Origin of the sequence: Micromonospora sp. H61, assembly GCF_018070325.1 — a bacterium.
Classification (GTDB): domain Bacteria; phylum Actinomycetota; class Actinomycetes; order Mycobacteriales; family Micromonosporaceae; genus Micromonospora; species Micromonospora salmantinae.
Window position 1 is genome coordinate 1 of the sequence record NZ_JAGPXY010000074.1, and the last position, 17,515, is coordinate 17,515.

General features: G+C 71.1%; 18 protein-coding genes and 1 pseudogene. 15 read left to right on the top strand and 4 right to left on the bottom strand.

The window, feature by feature from the left end; genetic code table 11:
• Together KBX08_RS27060 and KBX08_RS27065 are read left to right on the top strand one after the other, a co-directional pair.
• Nucleotides 1–364 (top strand): annotated as a pseudogene (locus KBX08_RS27060) (XRE family transcriptional regulator); the annotation flags it as partial.
• Nucleotides 365–868: 504 nt separating this feature from the next.
• Nucleotides 869–2,059, top strand: coding sequence for an epoxide hydrolase family protein (locus tag KBX08_RS27065; RefSeq protein WP_210786160.1), 1,191 nt, complete (start codon nucleotides 869–871; stop codon nucleotides 2,057–2,059).
• A gap of 11 nt (nucleotides 2,060–2,070) precedes the next feature.
• Here the strand turns inward: KBX08_RS27065 and KBX08_RS27070 are convergent, their stop codons facing one another.
• Nucleotides 2,071–2,937, bottom strand: a complete 867-nt coding sequence (locus KBX08_RS27070; RefSeq protein WP_210786161.1) for a metallophosphoesterase — start codon at nucleotides 2,935–2,937, stop codon at nucleotides 2,071–2,073.
• Between the two features lie 141 nt (nucleotides 2,938–3,078).
• On the opposite strand from KBX08_RS27070, the gene KBX08_RS27075 reads away from it, so the two are divergent.
• The gene (locus KBX08_RS27075) at nucleotides 3,079–3,930 is read left to right on the top strand and encodes an alpha/beta fold hydrolase (RefSeq protein ID WP_210786162.1); all 852 of its coding nucleotides are present in this window, start codon (nucleotides 3,079–3,081) and stop codon (nucleotides 3,928–3,930) included.
• Between the two features lie 89 nt (nucleotides 3,931–4,019).
• Here the strand turns inward: KBX08_RS27075 and KBX08_RS27080 are convergent, their stop codons facing one another.
• The gene (locus tag KBX08_RS27080; protein ID WP_210786184.1) at nucleotides 4,020–5,036 is read right to left on the bottom strand and encodes a methyltransferase; all 1,017 of its coding nucleotides are present in this window, start codon (nucleotides 5,034–5,036) and stop codon (nucleotides 4,020–4,022) included.
• Nucleotides 5,037–5,096: 60 nt separating this feature from the next.
• Complete coding sequence (locus tag KBX08_RS27085) at nucleotides 5,097–5,486, bottom strand: hypothetical protein (protein WP_210786163.1); 390 nt, start codon at nucleotides 5,484–5,486, stop codon at nucleotides 5,097–5,099.
• A 323-nt stretch (nucleotides 5,487–5,809) separates the two neighbouring features.
• On the opposite strand from KBX08_RS27085, the gene KBX08_RS27090 reads away from it, so the two are divergent.
• The 6 genes from KBX08_RS27090 to KBX08_RS27115 are packed head-to-tail and all read left to right on the top strand — an operon-like array spanning nucleotide 5,810 to nucleotide 10,390.
• Nucleotides 5,810–6,112 carry an urease subunit gamma gene (locus tag KBX08_RS27090; protein WP_030335444.1) on the top strand — a complete coding sequence of 101 codons (303 nt, stop codon included), beginning with the start codon at nucleotides 5,810–5,812 and terminating at the stop codon, nucleotides 6,110–6,112.
• Nucleotides 6,109–6,456: an urease subunit beta gene (locus tag KBX08_RS27095; RefSeq protein ID WP_210786164.1), complete on the top strand. Its 348-nt coding sequence runs from the start codon at nucleotides 6,109–6,111 to the stop codon at nucleotides 6,454–6,456. The genes KBX08_RS27090 and KBX08_RS27095 overlap by 4 nt, the downstream gene beginning before the upstream one ends.
• Nucleotides 6,453–8,156 carry an urease subunit alpha gene (locus tag KBX08_RS27100; protein ID WP_210786165.1) on the top strand — a complete coding sequence of 568 codons (1,704 nt, stop codon included), beginning with the start codon at nucleotides 6,453–6,455 and terminating at the stop codon, nucleotides 8,154–8,156. Before KBX08_RS27095 ends, KBX08_RS27100 begins: the two co-directional genes overlap by 4 nt.
• Nucleotides 8,156–8,887 (top strand): urease accessory protein UreF, encoded by a 732-nt coding sequence (locus KBX08_RS27105; protein ID WP_210786166.1) that lies wholly within the window; start codon nucleotides 8,156–8,158, stop codon nucleotides 8,885–8,887. The genes KBX08_RS27100 and KBX08_RS27105 overlap by 1 nt, the downstream gene beginning before the upstream one ends.
• Nucleotides 8,877–9,674, top strand: coding sequence for an urease accessory protein UreG (gene ureG, locus KBX08_RS27110; RefSeq protein ID WP_247670132.1), 798 nt, complete (start codon nucleotides 8,877–8,879; stop codon nucleotides 9,672–9,674). Before KBX08_RS27105 ends, ureG begins: the two co-directional genes overlap by 11 nt.
• Nucleotides 9,674–10,390 carry an urease accessory protein UreD gene (locus tag KBX08_RS27115; protein WP_210786167.1) on the top strand — a complete coding sequence of 239 codons (717 nt, stop codon included), beginning with the start codon at nucleotides 9,674–9,676 and terminating at the stop codon, nucleotides 10,388–10,390. Before ureG ends, KBX08_RS27115 begins: the two co-directional genes overlap by 1 nt.
• Nucleotides 10,391–10,552: 162 nt before the next feature.
• On the opposite strand, the gene KBX08_RS27120 is transcribed toward KBX08_RS27115, so the two are convergent.
• Complete coding sequence (locus tag KBX08_RS27120) at nucleotides 10,553–11,056, bottom strand: MarR family winged helix-turn-helix transcriptional regulator (RefSeq protein WP_210786168.1); 504 nt, start codon at nucleotides 11,054–11,056, stop codon at nucleotides 10,553–10,555.
• Between the two features lie 96 nt (nucleotides 11,057–11,152).
• Here KBX08_RS27120 and KBX08_RS27125 point away from each other — a divergent pair, with 96 nt between their 5' ends.
• The 6 genes from KBX08_RS27125 (at nucleotide 11,153) to urtE (ending at nucleotide 17,511) form a co-directional block, all read left to right on the top strand.
• Entirely contained in the window at nucleotides 11,153–12,235 is a 1,083-nt protein-coding gene (locus KBX08_RS27125) for a substrate-binding domain-containing protein (protein WP_210786169.1), read from the top strand.
• Nucleotides 12,236–12,654: 419 nt separating this feature from the next.
• Nucleotides 12,655–13,899, top strand: a complete 1,245-nt coding sequence (urtA, locus tag KBX08_RS27130; protein WP_210786170.1) for an urea ABC transporter substrate-binding protein — start codon at nucleotides 12,655–12,657, stop codon at nucleotides 13,897–13,899.
• 75 nt (nucleotides 13,900–13,974) lie between these two features.
• Nucleotides 13,975–14,862 (top strand): urea ABC transporter permease subunit UrtB, encoded by an 888-nt coding sequence (urtB, locus tag KBX08_RS27135; RefSeq protein ID WP_112605839.1) that lies wholly within the window; start codon nucleotides 13,975–13,977, stop codon nucleotides 14,860–14,862.
• Nucleotides 14,859–16,046: an urea ABC transporter permease subunit UrtC gene (gene urtC / locus KBX08_RS27140; protein WP_112680004.1), complete on the top strand. Its 1,188-nt coding sequence runs from the start codon at nucleotides 14,859–14,861 to the stop codon at nucleotides 16,044–16,046. The genes urtB and urtC overlap by 4 nt, the downstream gene beginning before the upstream one ends.
• Nucleotides 16,043–16,819 carry an urea ABC transporter ATP-binding protein UrtD gene (gene urtD, locus KBX08_RS27145; RefSeq protein WP_210786171.1) on the top strand — a complete coding sequence of 259 codons (777 nt, stop codon included), beginning with the start codon at nucleotides 16,043–16,045 and terminating at the stop codon, nucleotides 16,817–16,819. The genes urtC and urtD overlap by 4 nt, the downstream gene beginning before the upstream one ends.
• Nucleotides 16,819–17,511 carry an urea ABC transporter ATP-binding subunit UrtE gene (gene urtE / locus KBX08_RS27150; protein WP_210786172.1) on the top strand — a complete coding sequence of 231 codons (693 nt, stop codon included), beginning with the start codon at nucleotides 16,819–16,821 and terminating at the stop codon, nucleotides 17,509–17,511. Before urtD ends, urtE begins: the two co-directional genes overlap by 1 nt.
• The last annotated feature ends 4 nt before the right edge of the window (nucleotides 17,512–17,515 follow it).

Genomic DNA, 17,515 nt, shown 5'->3' on the forward strand with positions numbered 1-17,515 from the left:
CGACGACACGCACCGCACCAACTTCGGGCCGATCGCCGTCGAGTTGGCGCGGGTGCTCGTGGCGGCGCAACGGGGTGACGCAGCCGAGGCGCTACGAAGGCATTCGACCATCATGCGGCGGGAGGGGTGGCGGCGGTTGCCGGCCGAGTATCGGGGTGCGTACCTGGTCGACGTCGCTCGGGCGTACCTCCAGGTGGGTGACCTGCGCGGGGCCGCCCGCGCGCTCGTCGACGCGGACAGCATCGCGCCGGCCGAGGTTCGGTGTCGGCCGTTGGCGCGTACCGTGATCGCCGACGTTGCCCGCGCGCGGCCGGCGCCGGCCGGCGTGGCGCGACTGGCCACGTTGGTCGGCCTCACCCGCTGACGGACGAGCGGGGGCGTAGGTCGTGGCCGGGTGGATGGTGCGTAACGCCATTGTCAGTGCTCCCAGAGGTCCTCGGTGCGGAAGTACCTGGCGGTGAACGTCTCTTCCAGGGAGCGGAGCCGGTGTCTGCCTCGTCTGTCCACCAACCTGGCCAGACGTCGACACCGGAGGGCTCGCTGATGGCAGTCAGGACGGTGGAGCACCGGTGGCAGCGCCGAGGCGCCGAGTCCCGGAACCGCCCGCCGCAGTCGCACCGCCGTAGCCGAGCCTCAAGCGCCGCCATCAGCGTGGGGTAGGTGCCAGGTAAGTTCCTCGCCGTTTAACCAGTTGTCGTCGAATTCGTCCGGTTGGCTCACCGGATGATCATCCCATGGGTGTGACTCGGGAGGCGGGTCGGCGATTCGCGTTTCGGCCCGGGTGGCACCGGCCCGCTGTGAGACTGAACGAGTGCCGGCACCGGCGGTGCCTCGGCAGTGGCCGACTCGACTTGGCGAGGTGGGGAATATGTCCAACGACAACGAGATTCGTCCCTTCCGGCTCGACACACCGGAGGACTTGATCGCCGACCTGCGTCGGCGGATCGCGGCTACCCGCTGGCCCACTCGCGAGTTGGTCACCGATCGCTCGCAGGGTGTGCAGCTGGCGACGATCCAGGAGTTGGCCCGCTACTGGATGAGCGATTACGACTGGCGTGCGTGCGAGACGAGGCTGAACTCGCTGCCGCAGTACACGACGAACATCGACGGCGTCGAGATTCACTTCATCCACGTACGGTCGCAGCACGAGAGCGCCCTGCCGCTGATCATGACGCACGGCTGGCCGGGCTCGGTCGTCGAGCTGCTCGGGGTCGTCGGCCCGCTGACCGACCCGACGGCGCACGGCGGCACGCCCGAGGACGCGTTCCACCTGGTGCTGCCGTCGTTGCCCGGCTACGGCTTCTCCGGCGAGCCGATCGACCTTGGCTGGGATTCCGCGCGGATGGCACAGGCGTGGGCGAAACTCATGGACCGCCTCGGGTATTCGCGCTACGTCGCACAGGGTGGCGACGTCGGCGCTGCCGTCACGGATGCCATGGGGCGCCAAGGACCCGAAGGGCTGCTCGGCATCCACGTGAACCTGCTCGCCGGGGCGATCGGCATCAAGGACCAGCTGCCGGCAAACTCCGAGCAGGAACGCGCGGCGCGTGACGCGCTGAACCTGTTCACCATGGATGGCTTCGGTTACTTCCTGGAGCAGTCCACCCGGCCGCAGACGATCGGCTATTCGCTGCTGGACTCACCTGTCGGGTTGGCGGCCTGGATGCTCGACCACGACACGGACAGCTACTACAAGATCTCCCGCGCGTTCCTCGACGGTGAACCGGCCGGCGGTCTCACCCGGGACAGCATCCTCGACAACATCACGCTGTACTGGTTGACGGGTACCGGCGCTTCGTCCGCCCGGTGGTACTGGGAATTCGGACGCTTCCAAGCCGCGGCCCAGGCGGCCGGTCAGGCTCCGCCGCCGGTCGCGGTTCCGGTTGGCTTCACCACGTTTCCCGGCGAGATCTGGGCCGCTCCGCGTAGCTGGGCCGAGGCGGTCTACCCCGGTATCGCGTACTTCAACGAGGCCGCCCGCGGCGGGCACTTCGCGGCGTGGGAGGAGCCGGAACTCTTCTCCGCCGAGGTGCGGGCCGCGTTCCGGCCGCTGCGGTAAACCTGACGGCCTCAACCGCCGACGGACGAGCGCCGGCGCCAGTCGTCCGCCGGGTGGATGGTGCGCACCGGGTCGGGCACCGGCCCTCGGGGTTGCCACTCGCGGGGGTAGCCGAGGGAGACCTCCTCGAAACGCACCCCGTCGTGGAACGTGGTGCGGGGGATGTGCAGGTGCCCGTAGACCACTGTGGCCGCGTCGAAGCGCAGGTGCCAGTCCCTGGTGCGGACGGTGCCGCACCACTGGGCGAAGACCGGGTACCGCAGGACGTCGGTGGGTTCCCGCACCAGCGGGTAGTGGTTGACCAGCACCGTCGGCAGCGCCGGGTCGCGTTCGGCCAGCCGGCGTTCGGTCTCGGTGACCCGGGCCGCGCACCACGCCTCCCGGCTCGGGTACGGGTCGGGGTGCAGCAGCGCCTCGTCCGTGCACACCACACCGGCCGCGTACGCCAGGGCCAGCGACTCCTGCTGGGTGCGTGCCTCCGGCACCCGGAACGTGTAGTCGTAGAGCACGAAGAGCGGGGCGATGGTCGCCGGACCGCCGTCGCCGTCCCACACCGGGTACGGATCCTCCGGGGTGAGCACCCCCAGCCGCCGGCACATCCGCACCAGCTCGCGGTAGCGCTCCTCGCCGCGCAGCGTGACCGGGTCGCGCGGTGGTGTCCACAGCTCATGGTTGCCCGGCGCCCAGATGACCCGCGCGAACCGACTGCTCAGCAGCCCGAGCGCCCACTCGATGTCGGCGAACCGGTCGGCGACGTCGCCGGCGACGAGCAGCCAGTCGCCCTCGTTGTCCGGATGTAGCTCCTGCACGAACGCGCGGTTCTGCGGGTGCCCGACGTGCAGGTCGCTGACGGCCCGCAGCCGGGGCGGAAGTTTCACCCCCCGAGGTTAGGACGGCACGGGCGCGTCACGGAACCTCTGCGGGCCTGCCGTTCGGGCCGATCTGACGGTCGCATATCCGGCGACCCGACGGGAAAGCGCGGGGGGTCCGACAGCCCGAGACCGGAGCAGGAGACAAACATGCCTTTCATCACCGTGGGGACGGAAAACTCCGCGCCCATCGACCTGTACTACGAGGATCACGGTTCCGGTAAGCCGGTGGTGCTGATCCACGGCTTCCCGTTCAATGGCGCAACCTGGGAGAAGGAGACAACCGCGCTGCTGAACGCCGGATATCGGACGATCACCTACGATCGGCGCGGTAACGGTAACTCCGCCCAGCCGGCGTTCGGGTACGACTACAACACGTTCGCTGCGGACCTGGACGTGTTGATGACCGAGCTGGACCTGAACGAGGTGACCCTGATCGGTCACTCGATGGGCACCGGCGAGGTGGTCCGATACCTGGGCAACTACGGCTCCCAGCGAGTGAGCCGGGCCGTGCTTCTCAGCCCGCTGCAACCGATGCTGGCCAAGGCGAGCGACAACCCGGAGGGCGTCGAGCGGAGCCTCTTCAAGGGCTTCCAGGACGCCATCATCAAGGACCGGTTCGCCTACCTGACGTCCTTCTGTGACGCCTTCTTCAACCCGGACCAGAACATGGGCAAGCGGGTCAGCGAGGAGGCGTACCGGGCGCACTGGCAGATCGGCGCGATGGCCTCCGGCAAGGCCACCCACGACAGCGTGGACGCCTGGCAGGAAGACTTCCGCCCGGACCTGCCGAAGATCGACATTCCGGTGTTGATCGTGCAGGGTGACCAGGACCGGGTGCTGCCCTACCCGGTGACCGGTCAGCGGCTCGGGCCGATGATGCCGACCGGAACGCTCGTCACGCTCAAGGGCGCGCCGCACGGCATCCCGTGGACCCACGCCGACGAAGTCAACAAGGCGATCATGGACTTCATGAAGCAGCCGGCCAAGGCTCGCGCCTGACCCGTACCGGTAGCCGATCGGACGCCCGCGCCGTGAGGCGCCGCGACACCCGGCCCACGGTTCGCACCGGGGCCGGGTGTCGTCGTCGGTCAGGGCCGGCGGGCCACCACCGCGCCGTTGGCGCCTGGCGCGTCGAACGGCACGGTACGCACGTCGACGAAGCCGGCGTCGGTGAGCCAGGCCGCGTACTCGGCGCCCGAGTAGTTCCGGCCACCCTCGGTCTCGACCAGCATGTTCATTCCCATCAGGGCCGCCTCCGGCGGTCCGGTGCGCTCGTCGTTGAGCAGCAGTTCGCAGACGACGATCGCCCCGCCGGGCGGCAGCGCGGCGTGGCACCGGGCCAGCAACGCCCGGTTCGTCGGCTCGTCCCAGTCGTGCAGGATCATGCTGAGCAGGATGACGTCGTGCCCGTCCGGCAGCGCCGGGTCGGCGAGGAAGTCACCGTCCACCGCGTCGATCCGCCCGGTCAGGCCGGCCTCCGCGATCCGCTCCCGGGCCCGGACGCAGACGTGCGGCAGGTCCAGGACCGTCGCCCGCAGCTCGGGCAGTCGTCGGCAGAACTCGATCGGGAACGCGCCGGCACCACCGCCCACGTCGAGCAGCCGGCGATGCGCGGAGAAGTCGTACGCGTCGGCCAACGCGCTGGCGGTGAAGCTCGACGTGGAGAACATCGCGTCCCAGAACTGCGCCAGCATCTGCGGGTCCTCGGTGTCGAACATCGACTGCTGGGCCTCCGGGTCCCAGGTCAACGGCCGATCCGTGCGCAGGGCCTCGCCGATGCGATGCCAGGGCAGGTAGGTGCGCAGGTCCGAGTAGCGGACCTGCGCCCCGAAGTAGTACGGGCGACCCTCGACCAGGAACTGCTCGGCCAACTCGGAGTTGCGGTAACCGTCGCCGGCCTTCTCCAGCAGGCCGAGTGACGCACTGGCGGCCAGCAGCAGGTCCGCGGGCCGTTCGGGCAGCCCGAACTCGGCGGCGGCCTGCTCGACGGTCATCGTCCGCCCGCCGGCGAGCCGGGTGAACAGACCGAGTTCAACGCCGACCGCGAGGGTCTTGAACCCCCACACACCGGCCACCAGACGCATGAGGGGAGTCGGAGTGATCACCACGACATGAGATCATAGATGGATCCGGTCCACTATGGGCGGTTCGCGCCCGCGGCGACGTCACCCGCGGCGACCGACCCGCCGCGCCGCGAGGCTCACCACAGTGCTGCCGGCCGCCATTCCGACCAGCACCAGAATCGCCCCGACCATCCACAGCCCGCTGTCGTCGGTCCCGGCGGCCCGCCACGACCAGACCGCCGTGAACGCCACAGTCATCACCGGCGCCACCAGCCACGGGCTGAGCCGCGTCCCGGCGAGCGCGGCCAGCAGCACGAGCGTCAACACGCAGCCGATCACCTGCCACGGCTCGTACGGGCCGCTGCTCGCGCCGGTCTGCGCGTCGACCGTGTACCGGGTGTCCCAGCCCAGCCAGAGGATCCACGCCCCGACCGTGGCCGCCGCCAGGAACAGAACACCGAGCAGTGCGCGGGTACCCCTCGTCGCCGTCATCCGGCGATCATCCCCTGCCTGCCCCTCCACCGGAACACGGACCGGCTTCCGGTGGAGGGCCAGCACGATCCCCACTGGACTGTTGCCTCGGTCGGTGGCGATCCTCTACGGTCTGCTCAGCGGTGGGCGGTGCGGTCCGCATCCGACCCGACACCGCCGGTTGCCCGTCGTGCGGGCCGGGATGGTGGAGTCCCGGGTCGCCCCGTCGGCGGTGACCCGGCGGTCGTGTGACTCCCAGCTCGTCCCCTCGGGTCCTGTTGCCCGGGTGGCTCCGCGTGGAGCCGACGGCGAGCCGGGGCACGCCGACCCACCGGGAGAGCCCCGTGTTCCTCAGCCCGCACGAGCAGGACCGCCTGCTCGTCCACGTCGCGGCCGATGTCGCCCGCGCCCGCCGCGAACGCGGCCTGCGCCTCAACTACCCCGAAGCCGTCGCGGTGATCACCGCGTTCCTCCTCGAAGGGGCCCGCGACGGGCGGTCGGTGGTCGACCTGATGTCGGCCGGCCGGGCGGTGCTCGGCCGCGACGACGTCCAGGACGGCATCCCCGAGCTGCTGAGGGAGGTGCAGGTGGAGGCGACGTTCCCGGACGGCACCAAGCTCGTGACGGTGCACCACCCCATCCCATGATCCCCGGGGAGATCCTGCCGGCGGCCGACCCGGTCGAGATCAACGTGGGTCGTCCGGTGACCACGCTGTTCGTGGTCAACACCGCCGACCGCCCGGTGCAGGTCGGCTCGCACTACCACTTCGCCGAGGCCAACCCGGCACTGTCGTTCGACCGGGGCGCGGCCTGGGGGCAACGGCTCGCCGTTCCGGCCGGCACCTCGGTCCGGTTCGAGCCGGGCATCAACCGCAGCGTCGACCTCGTACTACTCGGCGGCGCACGCGTCGTGCCGGGCCTGCGCACAGAATGCGCGGGACCGTTGGACCCGCCGCCGCACGCGGTCACGGAAGACGGGCCGCCGCGGTGAGCGCCGTGCGGCGGGACCGCTACATCGACCTGTACGGGCCGACGACCGGTGACCGGATCCGACTGGCCGACACCAACCTGCTCATCGAGGTGGAGACCGACCACTGCGTGGGCGGCGACGAGGCGGTCTTCGGCGGCGGGAAGGTGATCCGCGAGTCGATGGGGCAGTCCAGTGCCACCCGCGCCGAGGGGGCACTGGACACCGTCATCACCGGCGCGGTGGTGCTCGACCACTGGGGCGTGGTCAAGGCCGACGTGGGGCTGCGCGACGGGCGCATCGTGGCGCTCGGCCGGGCCGGCAACCCGGACACCATGCCGGGTATCCACCCCGACCTGGTCATCGGCCCGTCGACCGAGGTGATCGCGGGCAACGGGCGGATCCTCACCGCCGGCGCGGTCGACACCCACGTGCACTTCATCTGCCCGCAGATCGTCACCGAGGCGCTGGCCAGTGGCATCACCACGATGGTGGGCGGCGGCACCGGGCCGGCCGAGGGGACCCGCGCGACAACTGTCACCCCGAACGCCTGGCACCTGGCCCGGATGCACGAGGCCCTGGACACCATGCCGGTCAACGTGCTGCTGCTCGGCAAGGGCAACACCGTCTCCAGCGAAGCACTGTGGGAACAGTTGCGAGCCGGTGCGGGCGGTTTCAAGCTGCACGAGGACTGGGGCACCACACCTGCGGCGATCGACGCCTGCCTGCGGGTGGCGGACGCGTCCGGGGTCCAGGTGTCGATCCACACCGACACGCTCAACGAGGCCGGGTTCGTCGCCGACACCCTGCGGGCGATCGGTGGACGGGCGATCCACTCGTACCACACCGAGGGAGCCGGTGGCGGGCACGCGCCGGACATCATCACCGTGGCCAGCGAACCGAACGTGCTGCCGTCGTCGACCAACCCGACCCGGCCGTACACCGCGAACACCCTGGCCGAGCACCTGGACATGTTGATGGTCTGCCACCATCTCAACCCGTCCGTGCCGGAGGATCTGGCCTTCGCCGAGAGTCGGATCCGACCGTCCACGATGGCCGCCGAGGACCTGCTGCACGACCTCGGCGCCATCTCGATCATCGGCTCCGACGCGCAGGCGATGGGCCGGGTCGGCGAGGTGATCATGCGGACCTGGCAGAGCGCCCACGTGATGAAGGACCGTGTCGGCGCGCTGCCGGGCGACGGGCCCGCCGACAACCACCGGGCCCGACGGTACGTGGCGAAGTACACCATCTGCGCGGCGATGGCCAACGGGCTGGAACGGGAGGTCGGCTCGGTCGAACCGGGCAAGCTCGCCGACCTGGTGCTCTGGGACCCGGCGTTCTTCGGGGTCCGGCCGCACCTGGTCCTCAAGGGCGGCATGATCGCGTACGCCCAGATGGGCGACGCCAACGCCTCGATCCCGACACCGCAGCCGATCCTGCCGAGGCCGATGTTCGGGGCGTACGGCGCGGCGGCGGCCGCCACCAGCCTGGCCTTCGTGGCCCCGGCGGCCCTCGACGCCGGGCTCCGCCTGGACGTGCGTCGCCGGGTGGTGCCGGTGAGCGACGTACGGTCGCGGGGCAAGGCCGACCTGCCGGAGAACAACGCGATGCCGCGCATCGAGGTGGACCCGGACACCTTCACGGTACGGATCGACGGGCAGGTGGTGGAGCCGGACCCGGTGACCCGGCTGCCGATGGCCCAGCGGTACTTCCTGTTCTGATGGCGACGCCGAGCCTGCTGTTGTTGTTGGCCGACGGACGTTTCCCGGCCGGGGCGCACGCGCACTCCGGTGGTCTGGAGGCGGCCGTCGCCGCCGGCCGCGTCACCGACCTGGCCTCGTTGGAGGCGTTCCTGGCCGGACGGCTGGCCACCGCCGGTCTGGTCGGCGCGGCGTTCGCGGCGGCCGCACACCGGGCGGCGGTGGCCACCACCGCCGACCCGGCTGAGTCTGAGGCTCGGTCGGGGGCGCTGGCTGAGGCTCGGTCGGGGGCGCTGGCTCGGCTCGACGCGGAGCTGGACGCCCGTACCGCCGCCCCGGCGTTGCGGGCCGTCTCGCGCCGGCAGGGCCGGGCGCTGCTACGTGCCGGCCGGACCATCTGGCCCGACGCCCCGTTCGCCGACCTGCCCGCGTCGCCCGGTGGCGCACACCAACCGCTGGTGCTAGGGCTGCTGTGCGCCGCGGCCGGGCTGTCCCGCGTCGAGACCGCCACGATCGCCGCGTACGGGACGCTGACCGGGGCGGCCAGCGCCGGCGTACGTCTGCTCGGCCTTGACCCGTACCAGGTCCAGGCCCTGCTGGTCGGTCTGGCCGACGCCTGCGACGGCGCTGCCGCCGAGGCGGCGCGGGCCGCCGATGACCCACCGGAGCGGCTGCCGGCCGCCGCCGCTCCACTCGCCGACATCCATGCCGAGATCCATGCCACCTGGGAGGTGCGTCTCTTTGCGTCCTGACACCGTTGTGCCGAGCGCTGTGCCCGCCGTCGAACCGATCACGCCGCCGCCGACCCCGCCGCCGGCGATCCCACCCCACGACGAGACCGTTCCGCACACCCATCCGGAGCCCGGGGTGGACCCCCATCCGCCGTTGGCGCGTGCCGGCCGTGCCCTGCGGGTTGGCATCGGCGGCCCGGTCGGTTCCGGCAAGACGGCCCTGGTGGCCGCGCTCTGCCGTGCCTTCGCCGACGAGTTGCGGCTCGGCGTGGTGACAAACGACATCTACACGACCGAGGACGCCGACTTCCTCCGGCGGGCCGGTGTGCTGGACCCGGCCCGGATCCGCGCGGTGGAGACCGGTTGTTGCCCGCACACAGCGATCCGCGACGACATCGGCGCCAACCTGGACGCCGTCGACGAACTGGCCGAGGCTGTCGGCCCGTTGGACCTCGTCCTGGTGGAGAGCGGTGGGGACAACCTGACCGCGACCTTCAGTCGAGGGCTGGTCGACCGGCAGATCTTCGTGGTCGACGTGGCCGGCGGGGACAAGGTGCCCCGCAAGGGCGGGCCGGGGGTCACCGCCGCCGACCTTCTCGTGATCAACAAGACCGACCTGGCGCCGATGGTGGGTGCCGACCTCGCCGTCATGGATCGTGACGCGCGGGCCCGGCGCGGCGACCTCCCGACCCTCTTCCTGTCCATCGTGGGAGACCCCACGGCAACGTCGGTCGCCGACTGGATCCGGCACGAGCTGGCCCACCACGCCGCCCTGCACCCACTGGCCGTGCCGGTCGGCCCGGCCTGATGCGAGCGCTCGCTCGGCTGGTCGCCCGGGCCGACGGTCGGGGCGGTACGGCCCTTGTCGAGTTGCACGGCGAAACGCCGTTGCTGCTGCGCCAGACCTCGACCGACGGTGGTGTCGCCACTGTGCACCTCGTCGGCGGGGCGGCCGGGCCGCTGGCCGGCGACGATCTGCGCCTGGAGATCGAGGTCGGGCCGGGCGCGGCCGTCCGGGTGCACAGCGTCGCCGCATCGATCGCCCTACCGGGTCGCGCGGGTGCCGTCTCCCGGATGGCGGTGCGGGCGGTGGTGCACACCGGCGCCACGCTGCACTGGCTTCCGGAACAGTTGGTCGCGGCGGCCGGCTGCGCGCACCTCGCGGAGTCCCGGATCGAGCTGGCCGCCGGTGCGAGCCTGCGGTGGCGCGACGAGCTGATCTGCGGCCGGTACGGCGAGGCGCCCGGGGGCGCCGTCGTACACACCCAGGTCGACTACGCGGGCCGACCACTGCTGCGCCAGTCCCTCGCGGTGGGACCGCACGCGCCGGGCTGGGCCGGCCCGGCGGTGCTCGGCGGCGCCCCGGCCACCGGATCGCTGCTGGTGGTCGACCCGTCGCAACCCGCCGAACCTTCGACGGCCGAGGGCAACGTCGCCCGGTTGCCGCTGGCCGGCGGCCCGGCGACACTGTGGACGGCGACAGCTCCCGACGCGCACACCCTGCGCGCCCACCTGACGGTCTAGGGAGCCGCTACCCGGGCCGCGTGCCGGTCCTGCTGGTCCTGGCGGTCTTGCTGGTCCTGGCGGTCTTGGCGCGATGCCGCCTCGGCCGCCGAGACCGTTCCCGAGGCCAGGTTGGTGCAGAGCACGACGCCCGGAGGCCCGGAGCGGGGAGCGGGGAAGGGGTCAGGGGTGTGGGCCGGCCGCGTCGGCGTGCACTCGTTGCCGGGCCGGGTCGAGGCGGCCGATCAGGTCGTCGAGCTGGCGTACGAGGTTGGCGGCCGGAGGGGTGCCCGGCTCGCTGGTCTCCGCGACGCCCAGCTCGACGATGCCCAGTTCGGCGATGCTGGCCTGGACCCGTTCGTCCAGGCGGGCGTGCTCACGGCGACCCCGAGCGGTCAGGTACGCCCGGATGCGTCGGCGGTCGATCGGATCGATGCGGCGGAAGACGAGGTTGCGGTCGACGAGTTGGTCGACCAGCTTGGTGAGGGTGCCCGGCGGCAGCGACGCCTCGGCGGACACCTCGCTCATCGGGTGGCCCTGGCCGTCGGCGAGCAGGCAGAGCACCCGCCACGCCTCGATGCTGATCGCGTCGTCGGCCAGAACGGCGCCCAGCCGGCGGGAGAGCAGCCGTTCGGCGCGGGTGAGCGAGCGCAGCAGGTCGGCTGGCGCCCCGGGCACGTTCGACATGAAACTCCCTGGTCCGGTGGCCCTGTCATGGTAGCGAGTCGTCCCGGTCAGTGGTGAGCGCTGGTCTTCCGTCAGAGGCCGGGCAATCATGTGCTCATGTCCGCGCCGGCACCGCCGTGGCTGACCGTCGACCGTGCCGTGGTCAGCATCGCGCTGGTCTATCCGATGCGCGGGCCGGCCGGCATGTTCGGCCCCACCTGTGAGCTCTGCGCACAGCTCGCGGTCGAGGAGATCAATCGGTGCGGTGGCGTGCTGGGCCGGGAGGTCCGCCTGGTGCCGGTCGACGGTGGCGCACCGCCGGCCGAGGTGGCCGCCGAGGTCGAGGCGTTGGTGTCGGTGGGGGCCGTGCAGGGGGTGACGGGGTGGCACATCTCCTCGGTGCGCCAGGCGTTGGCGCCCCGCGTCGCGCATCGGGTGCCGTACGTCTACACCGCACTCTACGAGGGCGGCGAACACACCGAAGGTGTCTTCCTGACCAGCGAGACGCCGGATGCCCAACTGTGGCCCGCGATGCGGCTGCTCGCCGGGGAGCAGGGTGTGCGCCGCTGGTTCGTGGTGGGCAACGACTACGTGTGGCCGCGCCGTACGTCGCGGGCGGCCCAGCGGTACGCGCTGCGCGGCGGTGGGCAGGTGGTGGGCCGGCACTTCCTGCCGTTGGACGCGCACGACTTCACCGAGGTGTTGCGCCGCATCGAGCACAGTGACGCGGACGCGGTGTTGATGCTGCTGGTCGGTGCCGACGCGGTGCGGTTCAACCGCGCGTTCGCCCGATCCGGCCTGGATCAGCGCTGCCTGCGGCTGAGCACCCTGATGGACGAGAACATGCTGTTGGCCAGCGGCGCCGGCGCGACCCGGAGGCTGTACAGCACGGCGGGCTTCTTCGCCGGGCTGGTCACCCAGGAGAATCTCGACTTCCACGGCGAGTTCGCACGGCGTTTCGGGGTGGAGGCGCCGCCGCTGGGCAGCCTGGGGGAGTCCTGCTACGAGGGCGTCATGCTGCTCGCCGCACTGATCGGCCAGGCCCGCACCCTCGACGTACGGGCCATCGAGACGGCCGCCGACACGGTCGCCTACCACGGGCCGCGTGGGCGGTTGCGGCTGCGTCAGCGGCACGTCCGGCAGCGCATCTACCTGGCCGAGGCCGACGGGCTCGACTTCACAGTGCTCGCCCAGCTCTGAACCGGGTACGGCAGTCGGTACGCCCGACCCTTGACAGCGCCACCCGATCCCGTCCTAAGATGCTTCCTGGGTGAAGTATCTGGCCACGGGGCCAGATCTCACCATTGCGTGCCCACCGTTGGCGGATTCGTCCGTCGACCATTGTGGTGGCACTATTCTGCGTCTTTCCCAACGGCCGACACCGTTTCCTCCCCAACGGTGTCGGCCGTTTTTCGTGCGCGCCTCGACGGTCGCTCGGAAACAGTCAATTAAGGACTGGGAAACACCCGCGCAATCATGCCGGTCGACGCTTTCGGTGCCCATATCCGATCCGGTGCCCCGCGCGGCGTCCACCCGTCGACCTTGGCATCGCCCACGTCAGCTCCATCGGACCGCACCGACCGTCCTTTCGCCACTTGAGTGCACCGCAGGGAGAGTAGATGTCATTATTCCGGGGCCGCCGCATCCTGGCGGGTGCCATGACCCTGGTCGCCGCGGCCGCGATGACCGCGTGCGGCAGCAAGACCACCGACGAGGGCGGCGCTACCGGCGTCACCGCCGACGTGTCCGGCGACACCGTCAAGGTGGGCCTGCTCAACTCGCTCTCCGGGACCATGGCGATCAGCGAGGTCACCGTCCGCGACTCCATCATGCTCGCCGTCGAAGAGATCAACGCGGCCGGCGGAGTCCTCGGCAAGAAGATCCAGCCGGTCGGTGAGGACGGCGCCTCGGACTGGCCCACCTTCGCGGAGAAGGCCGAGAAGCTCATCTCCGAGGACCGGGTGGCCGCCGTCTTCGGCTGTTGGACCTCGGCCAGCCGCAAGGCGGTCAAGCCGGTGTTCGAGAAGAACAAGGCGTTGCTGTTCTACCCCGTGCAGTACGAGGGACTTGAGCAGTCGCCCTACATCTTCTACACCGGGGCGACGACCAACCAGCAGATCGTTCCCGGGCTGGACTACCTCAAGTCGCAGGGCGCGAAGTCGGTCTATCTGGTCGGTAGCGACTACGTCTTTCCGCGGACCGCCAACAAAATCATCAAGGCGTACGCGGCCGCGAACGGGATGACAGTGCTGGGTGAGGATTACGCGCCGCTGGGCTCCACCGAGTTCGGCACCATCGTCAACAAGGTCAAATCGTCCGGCGCGGACGCGGTGTTCAACACGCTCAACGGTGACAGCAACGTGGCCTTCTTCAAGGAGTACAAGTCCGCGGGCCTGAGCGCCGCCGCGATGCCGGTGGTGTCGGTGTCGATCGCCGAGGAAGAGGTCAAGGGCATCGGCACCCAGTACCTGGAGGGCCAGCTGACGGCCTGGAACTACTACCAGACCACCCCGGGCGCCGCGAACTCGAAGTTCGTGGCCGCGTACAAGGCGAAGTACGGCGCGGACAAGCCGACCAGCGATCCGATGGAGGCGGCGTACGTCGCCGTGCACCTGTGGAAGGCGATGGTCGAGAAGGCCGGCGCCTTCGACGTGGAGAAGGTCCGCTCCGCCTCGGACGGGATCACCTTCGACGCGCCGGAGGGCCTGGTCACCGTCGACGGCAAGACCCAGCACATCGCCAAGACCGCCCGGATCGGCAAGATCGGCGCGGACGGCCTGATCACCGAGGTGTGGAACTCCGGCAAGCCGGTCGCGCCGGACCCGTACCTCAAGACCTACCCGTGGGCGAGCGGCCTGAGCTGACGACGCCGGCCCGGGCGGAACGCGTTGCCGCGCGCTCCGCCCGGGCCACCCGACCAGCAGTTCGGAGTACCCACAGTGACAGTCCTCTTCGGTCAACTCTTCACCGGCATCAGCATCGGCGCGGTGCTGCTGCTCATCGCGCTCGGCCTCGCGCTGACCTTCGGCCAGATGAACGTGATCAACATGGCGCACGGTGAGTTCATCATGGCCGGCGCGTACACCACCTACGTTCTGCAACAGAGCATCACCGGCGCCGGCCTGTCGCTGGCTGTCGCGCTGCCGGTGGCGTTCGTGGTCGCCGGCACCATGGGTGTCCTGCTGGAGGTGCTGCTCATCCGCCGGCTCTACGCCCGGCCACTGGACACCCTGCTGGTCACCTGGGGTGTGTCACTGATCCTGCAACAACTGGCCCGGGACATCTTCGGCAGCCCGAACGTGCAGACCCGCGCGCCCGAGCTGCTCACCGGCAACGTGGCGCTGCCCGGCGGGCTGACCATCGCCAACAACCGGCTGTTCATCCTGGCCCTGGCGCTGGCCGCCGTCGCGGCGCTCACCCTGGCGCTGCGACTCACCCCACTCGGACGTCGTATCCGCGCGGTGGTGCAGAACCGCGACCTCGCCGCCGTTTCCGGTATCGCCACCTCCCGGGTCGACCGGACGACCTTCTTCCTCGGCTCCGGCCTGGCCGGGCTCGCCGGGGTGGCCCTCACCCTGCTCGGCCCGATCGGCCCGACCATGGGCACCAACCTGATCATCGACGCCTTCCTGGTCGTCGTGGTCGGCGGGATCGGCCAGCTCAAGGGCAGTGTGATCGTCGCCTTCGCCCTCGGCGTGCTCCAGGCCACCGGGGAGTACCTCACCACCCTCAGCGTCGCCAAGGTGATCGTGTTCGTGGCGATCGTCGCGTTCCTCCAGTGGCGGCCACAGGGCCTGTTCACCCTGCGGACCAGGAGCCTCGCATGACCGCCGTCACCCCCGCGCCACCCAGCACCGCCGTCCGCCCGGCGCCTGCCGGCGCCGTACCACCGGGCCGGCCCGCCGGCCGCTCGCGGCTACGGACGCTGGCCGGCTTCGCCTTCGGCGCGGCGCTGCTGTTCGCCGTCGCCCCACTGGTGTTGTCGGACTTCCGGCTGGCGTTGCTCGCCAAGTACCTCTGCGTCGCCATGGTCGCGGTCGGCATCGGGATCGCCTGGGGCCGGGGCGGGATGCTCACCCTCGGCCAGGGCGTCTTCTTCGGCCTCGGCGGCTACGCGATGGCCATGCACCTCAAGCTCGCCGACGCGGGTCCGGGTGGGATGCCCGACTTCATGCAGCTGTACGGGCAACTCGACGAGCTGCCGCTGTGGTGGCGGCCGTTCGCCAGCCCGTGGTTCGCGCTGCCCGCCACGGTGCTGCTGCCGATGGCGGTCGCCTTCGGGCTCGGCTCGCTGGTCTTCCGTCGCCGGGTCCGCGGCGCCTACTTCGCCATCCTCAGTCAGGCGCTCGCCGCCGCGATGGTGATCCTGCTGATCGGCCAGCAGGGGACCACGGGTGGCACCAACGGGCTCACCGACATCAAGGGCTTCTTCGGCTACGACCTGGACGACCCGGTCAACCAGCGGATGGTGTACTTCATCATCGCCGGGACGCTGCTGGCGTTGCTCGCGCTCACCCGTCAGCTCATTCACAGCCGCTACGGCGAGCTGCTGGTGGCGGTCCGCGACGGTGAGGAACGGGTCCGCTTCCTGGGCTACGACCCGGCGTCGGTCAAGCTGGTGGCGTACGTGGTGGCGGCGGGCATGGCCGGGCTGGCCGGGGCGCTGTTCGTGCCGGCGGTGGGCATCATCTCGCCCGCGCTGATCGGCATCGTCCCGTCGATCGAGTTCGTCATCGGCGTCGCCGTGGGCGGCCGAGCGACACTGCTCGGGCCGGTGCTCGGCGCGGTGGCGGTGGCCTGGGCGCGTACCGCCCTCTCCGAGCGTTTCCCGGGCACCTGGACGTACCTTCAGGGGTTGCTCTTCGTGGTCGTGGTGGCGTTCCTTCCCGGCGGTCTGGCGTCGCTGTGGGCGTTGGCCCGCCGCCGCGACGTCGCCGCGCAGCCGTTGCGGCGCGGGCGGTTGTCGCTGGGCCGACGACGCGCCGAGCGGACGGAGGTGCCGGCGGCATGAGCGGCGAGCGGTTGGACGGGTTGTTCGTCCGTGACGTGCGGGTCAGCTTCGACGGCTTCACCGCGGTCGACGGCGTCTCGTTGGAGGTGCCCGCCGGTGACATCCGGTTCCTGATCGGGCCGAACGGCGCCGGCAAGACCACACTGGTCGACGCGATCACCGGTCTGGTCCGGGCCACCGGCTCGGTCCGGTTCGGTGACGAGGAACTGCTCGGCCGGCCGGTGCACCGGATCAGCCGGCTCGGCATCGGGCGGACCTTCCAGACCTCGACGGTCTTCGAGGAGCTGTCGGTGTTGCAGAACCTCGACATCGCGGCGGGCGCCCGGCGTAGCTGGGCGACCCTGGCCCGCCGTCGCCGGGGTGTGCCCGACGAGGTGGCCGCCGCGCTGGAGACCATCGGTCTGGCCGGGCGCGCCGCGGACCTCGCCGGGACGCTGGCGCACGGCCAGAAGCAGTGGCTGGAGATCGGCATGTTGCTGGTGCAGGACGCGCGGCTGTTGCTGCTGGACGAGCCGGTCGCCGGGATGAGCCACGAGGAACGCGACGCCACCGGCGCTCTGCTGGAGTTGGTGAGTCGGGATCGCACCGTCGTCGTGATCGAGCACGACATGGACTTCCTGCGTCGGTTCGCGCGCAGCGTCACAGTGCTGCACGCCGGCCGGGTGCTCAGCGAGGGCACTGTCGCGCAGGTCCAGGCGGACCCGCGCGTGCAGGAGGTCTACCTTGGCCACCCGGTCGACGCCGGGTCGGCCCGCACCGGCCTGGAGGCATGATGTTGACGCTGCGCGGGGTGCACGCCGGGTACGGGCGCTCCCGGGTGCTGCACGGGGTCGATCTGGCGGTCCCGCCCGACGGGGTGGCCACCGTGCTCGGGCACAACGGTGCCGGCAAGAGCACCCTGCTGCGGGTCGCGGCCGGGCTGCTGCGCCCGAGTGCCGGCACCGTCGAGCTGGACGGCGAGGACGTCACCCGCGCCGGGCCGCACGAGCGGGTGGCGCGGGGGATGGCGTACGTCCCGCAGGGTCAGCAGTGCTTTCCGCACCTGACCGCGGCGGAGAACCTGCGGCTGGTCGCCGACGGCCGGCGCGACGGGGCGGTGGCCACTGCGGAGGTGCTGGATCTGTTTCCGGCGTTGCGCCCGTTGCTGCGGCGTCGTGCCGGGCTGCTCTCCGGCGGTCAGCGCCAGCAGCTGGCCATCGCCCGTGCCCTGATCACCCGGCCGCGGCTGCTGATGCTCGACGAACCGACCGAGGGCATCCAGCCGTCGGTGGTCGCGGAGATCCAGGAGCGGATCGTCGAGTTGACCCGGCAGTCCGGGTTCAGTGTGCTCCTCGTCGAGCAGCACCTGGGCTTCGCGCTGCGGGTGGCGGACCGATACCACGTGCTGGAGTCCGGTCGGGTCACCTCGCACGGCGACGGGGGCGTCACGGCCGAACGGGAGGTCCGGGCGGCCCTGGCGGTGTGATCGG

Bases quoted from the DNA above. Each gene is read 5' to 3' on its own strand.
- KBX08_RS27085 (WP_210786163.1), bottom strand. From the start codon at position 5,486: ATGACGGCGACGAGGGGTACCCGCGCACTGCTCGGTGTTCTGTTCCTG.
- urtA (WP_210786170.1), top strand. From the start codon at position 12,655: ATGTCATTATTCCGGGGCCGCCGCATCCTGGCGGGTGCCATGACCCTG.
- KBX08_RS27125 (WP_210786169.1), top strand. From the start codon at position 11,153: ATGTCCGCGCCGGCACCGCCGTGGCTGACCGTCGACCGTGCCGTGGTC.
- urtC (WP_112680004.1), top strand. From the start codon at position 14,859: ATGACCGCCGTCACCCCCGCGCCACCCAGCACCGCCGTCCGCCCGGCG.
- KBX08_RS27075 (WP_210786162.1), top strand. From the start codon at position 3,079: ATGCCTTTCATCACCGTGGGGACGGAAAACTCCGCGCCCATCGACCTG.
- KBX08_RS27115 (WP_210786167.1), top strand. From the start codon at position 9,674: ATGCGAGCGCTCGCTCGGCTGGTCGCCCGGGCCGACGGTCGGGGCGGT.
- urtE (WP_210786172.1), top strand. From the start codon at position 16,819: ATGTTGACGCTGCGCGGGGTGCACGCCGGGTACGGGCGCTCCCGGGTG.
- KBX08_RS27105 (WP_210786166.1), top strand. From the start codon at position 8,156: ATGGCGACGCCGAGCCTGCTGTTGTTGTTGGCCGACGGACGTTTCCCG.
- KBX08_RS27120 (WP_210786168.1), bottom strand. From the start codon at position 11,056: ATGTCGAACGTGCCCGGGGCGCCAGCCGACCTGCTGCGCTCGCTCACC.
- KBX08_RS27095 (WP_210786164.1), top strand. From the start codon at position 6,109: ATGATCCCCGGGGAGATCCTGCCGGCGGCCGACCCGGTCGAGATCAAC.
- KBX08_RS27065 (WP_210786160.1), top strand. From the start codon at position 869: ATGTCCAACGACAACGAGATTCGTCCCTTCCGGCTCGACACACCGGAG.
- urtD (WP_210786171.1), top strand. From the start codon at position 16,043: ATGAGCGGCGAGCGGTTGGACGGGTTGTTCGTCCGTGACGTGCGGGTC.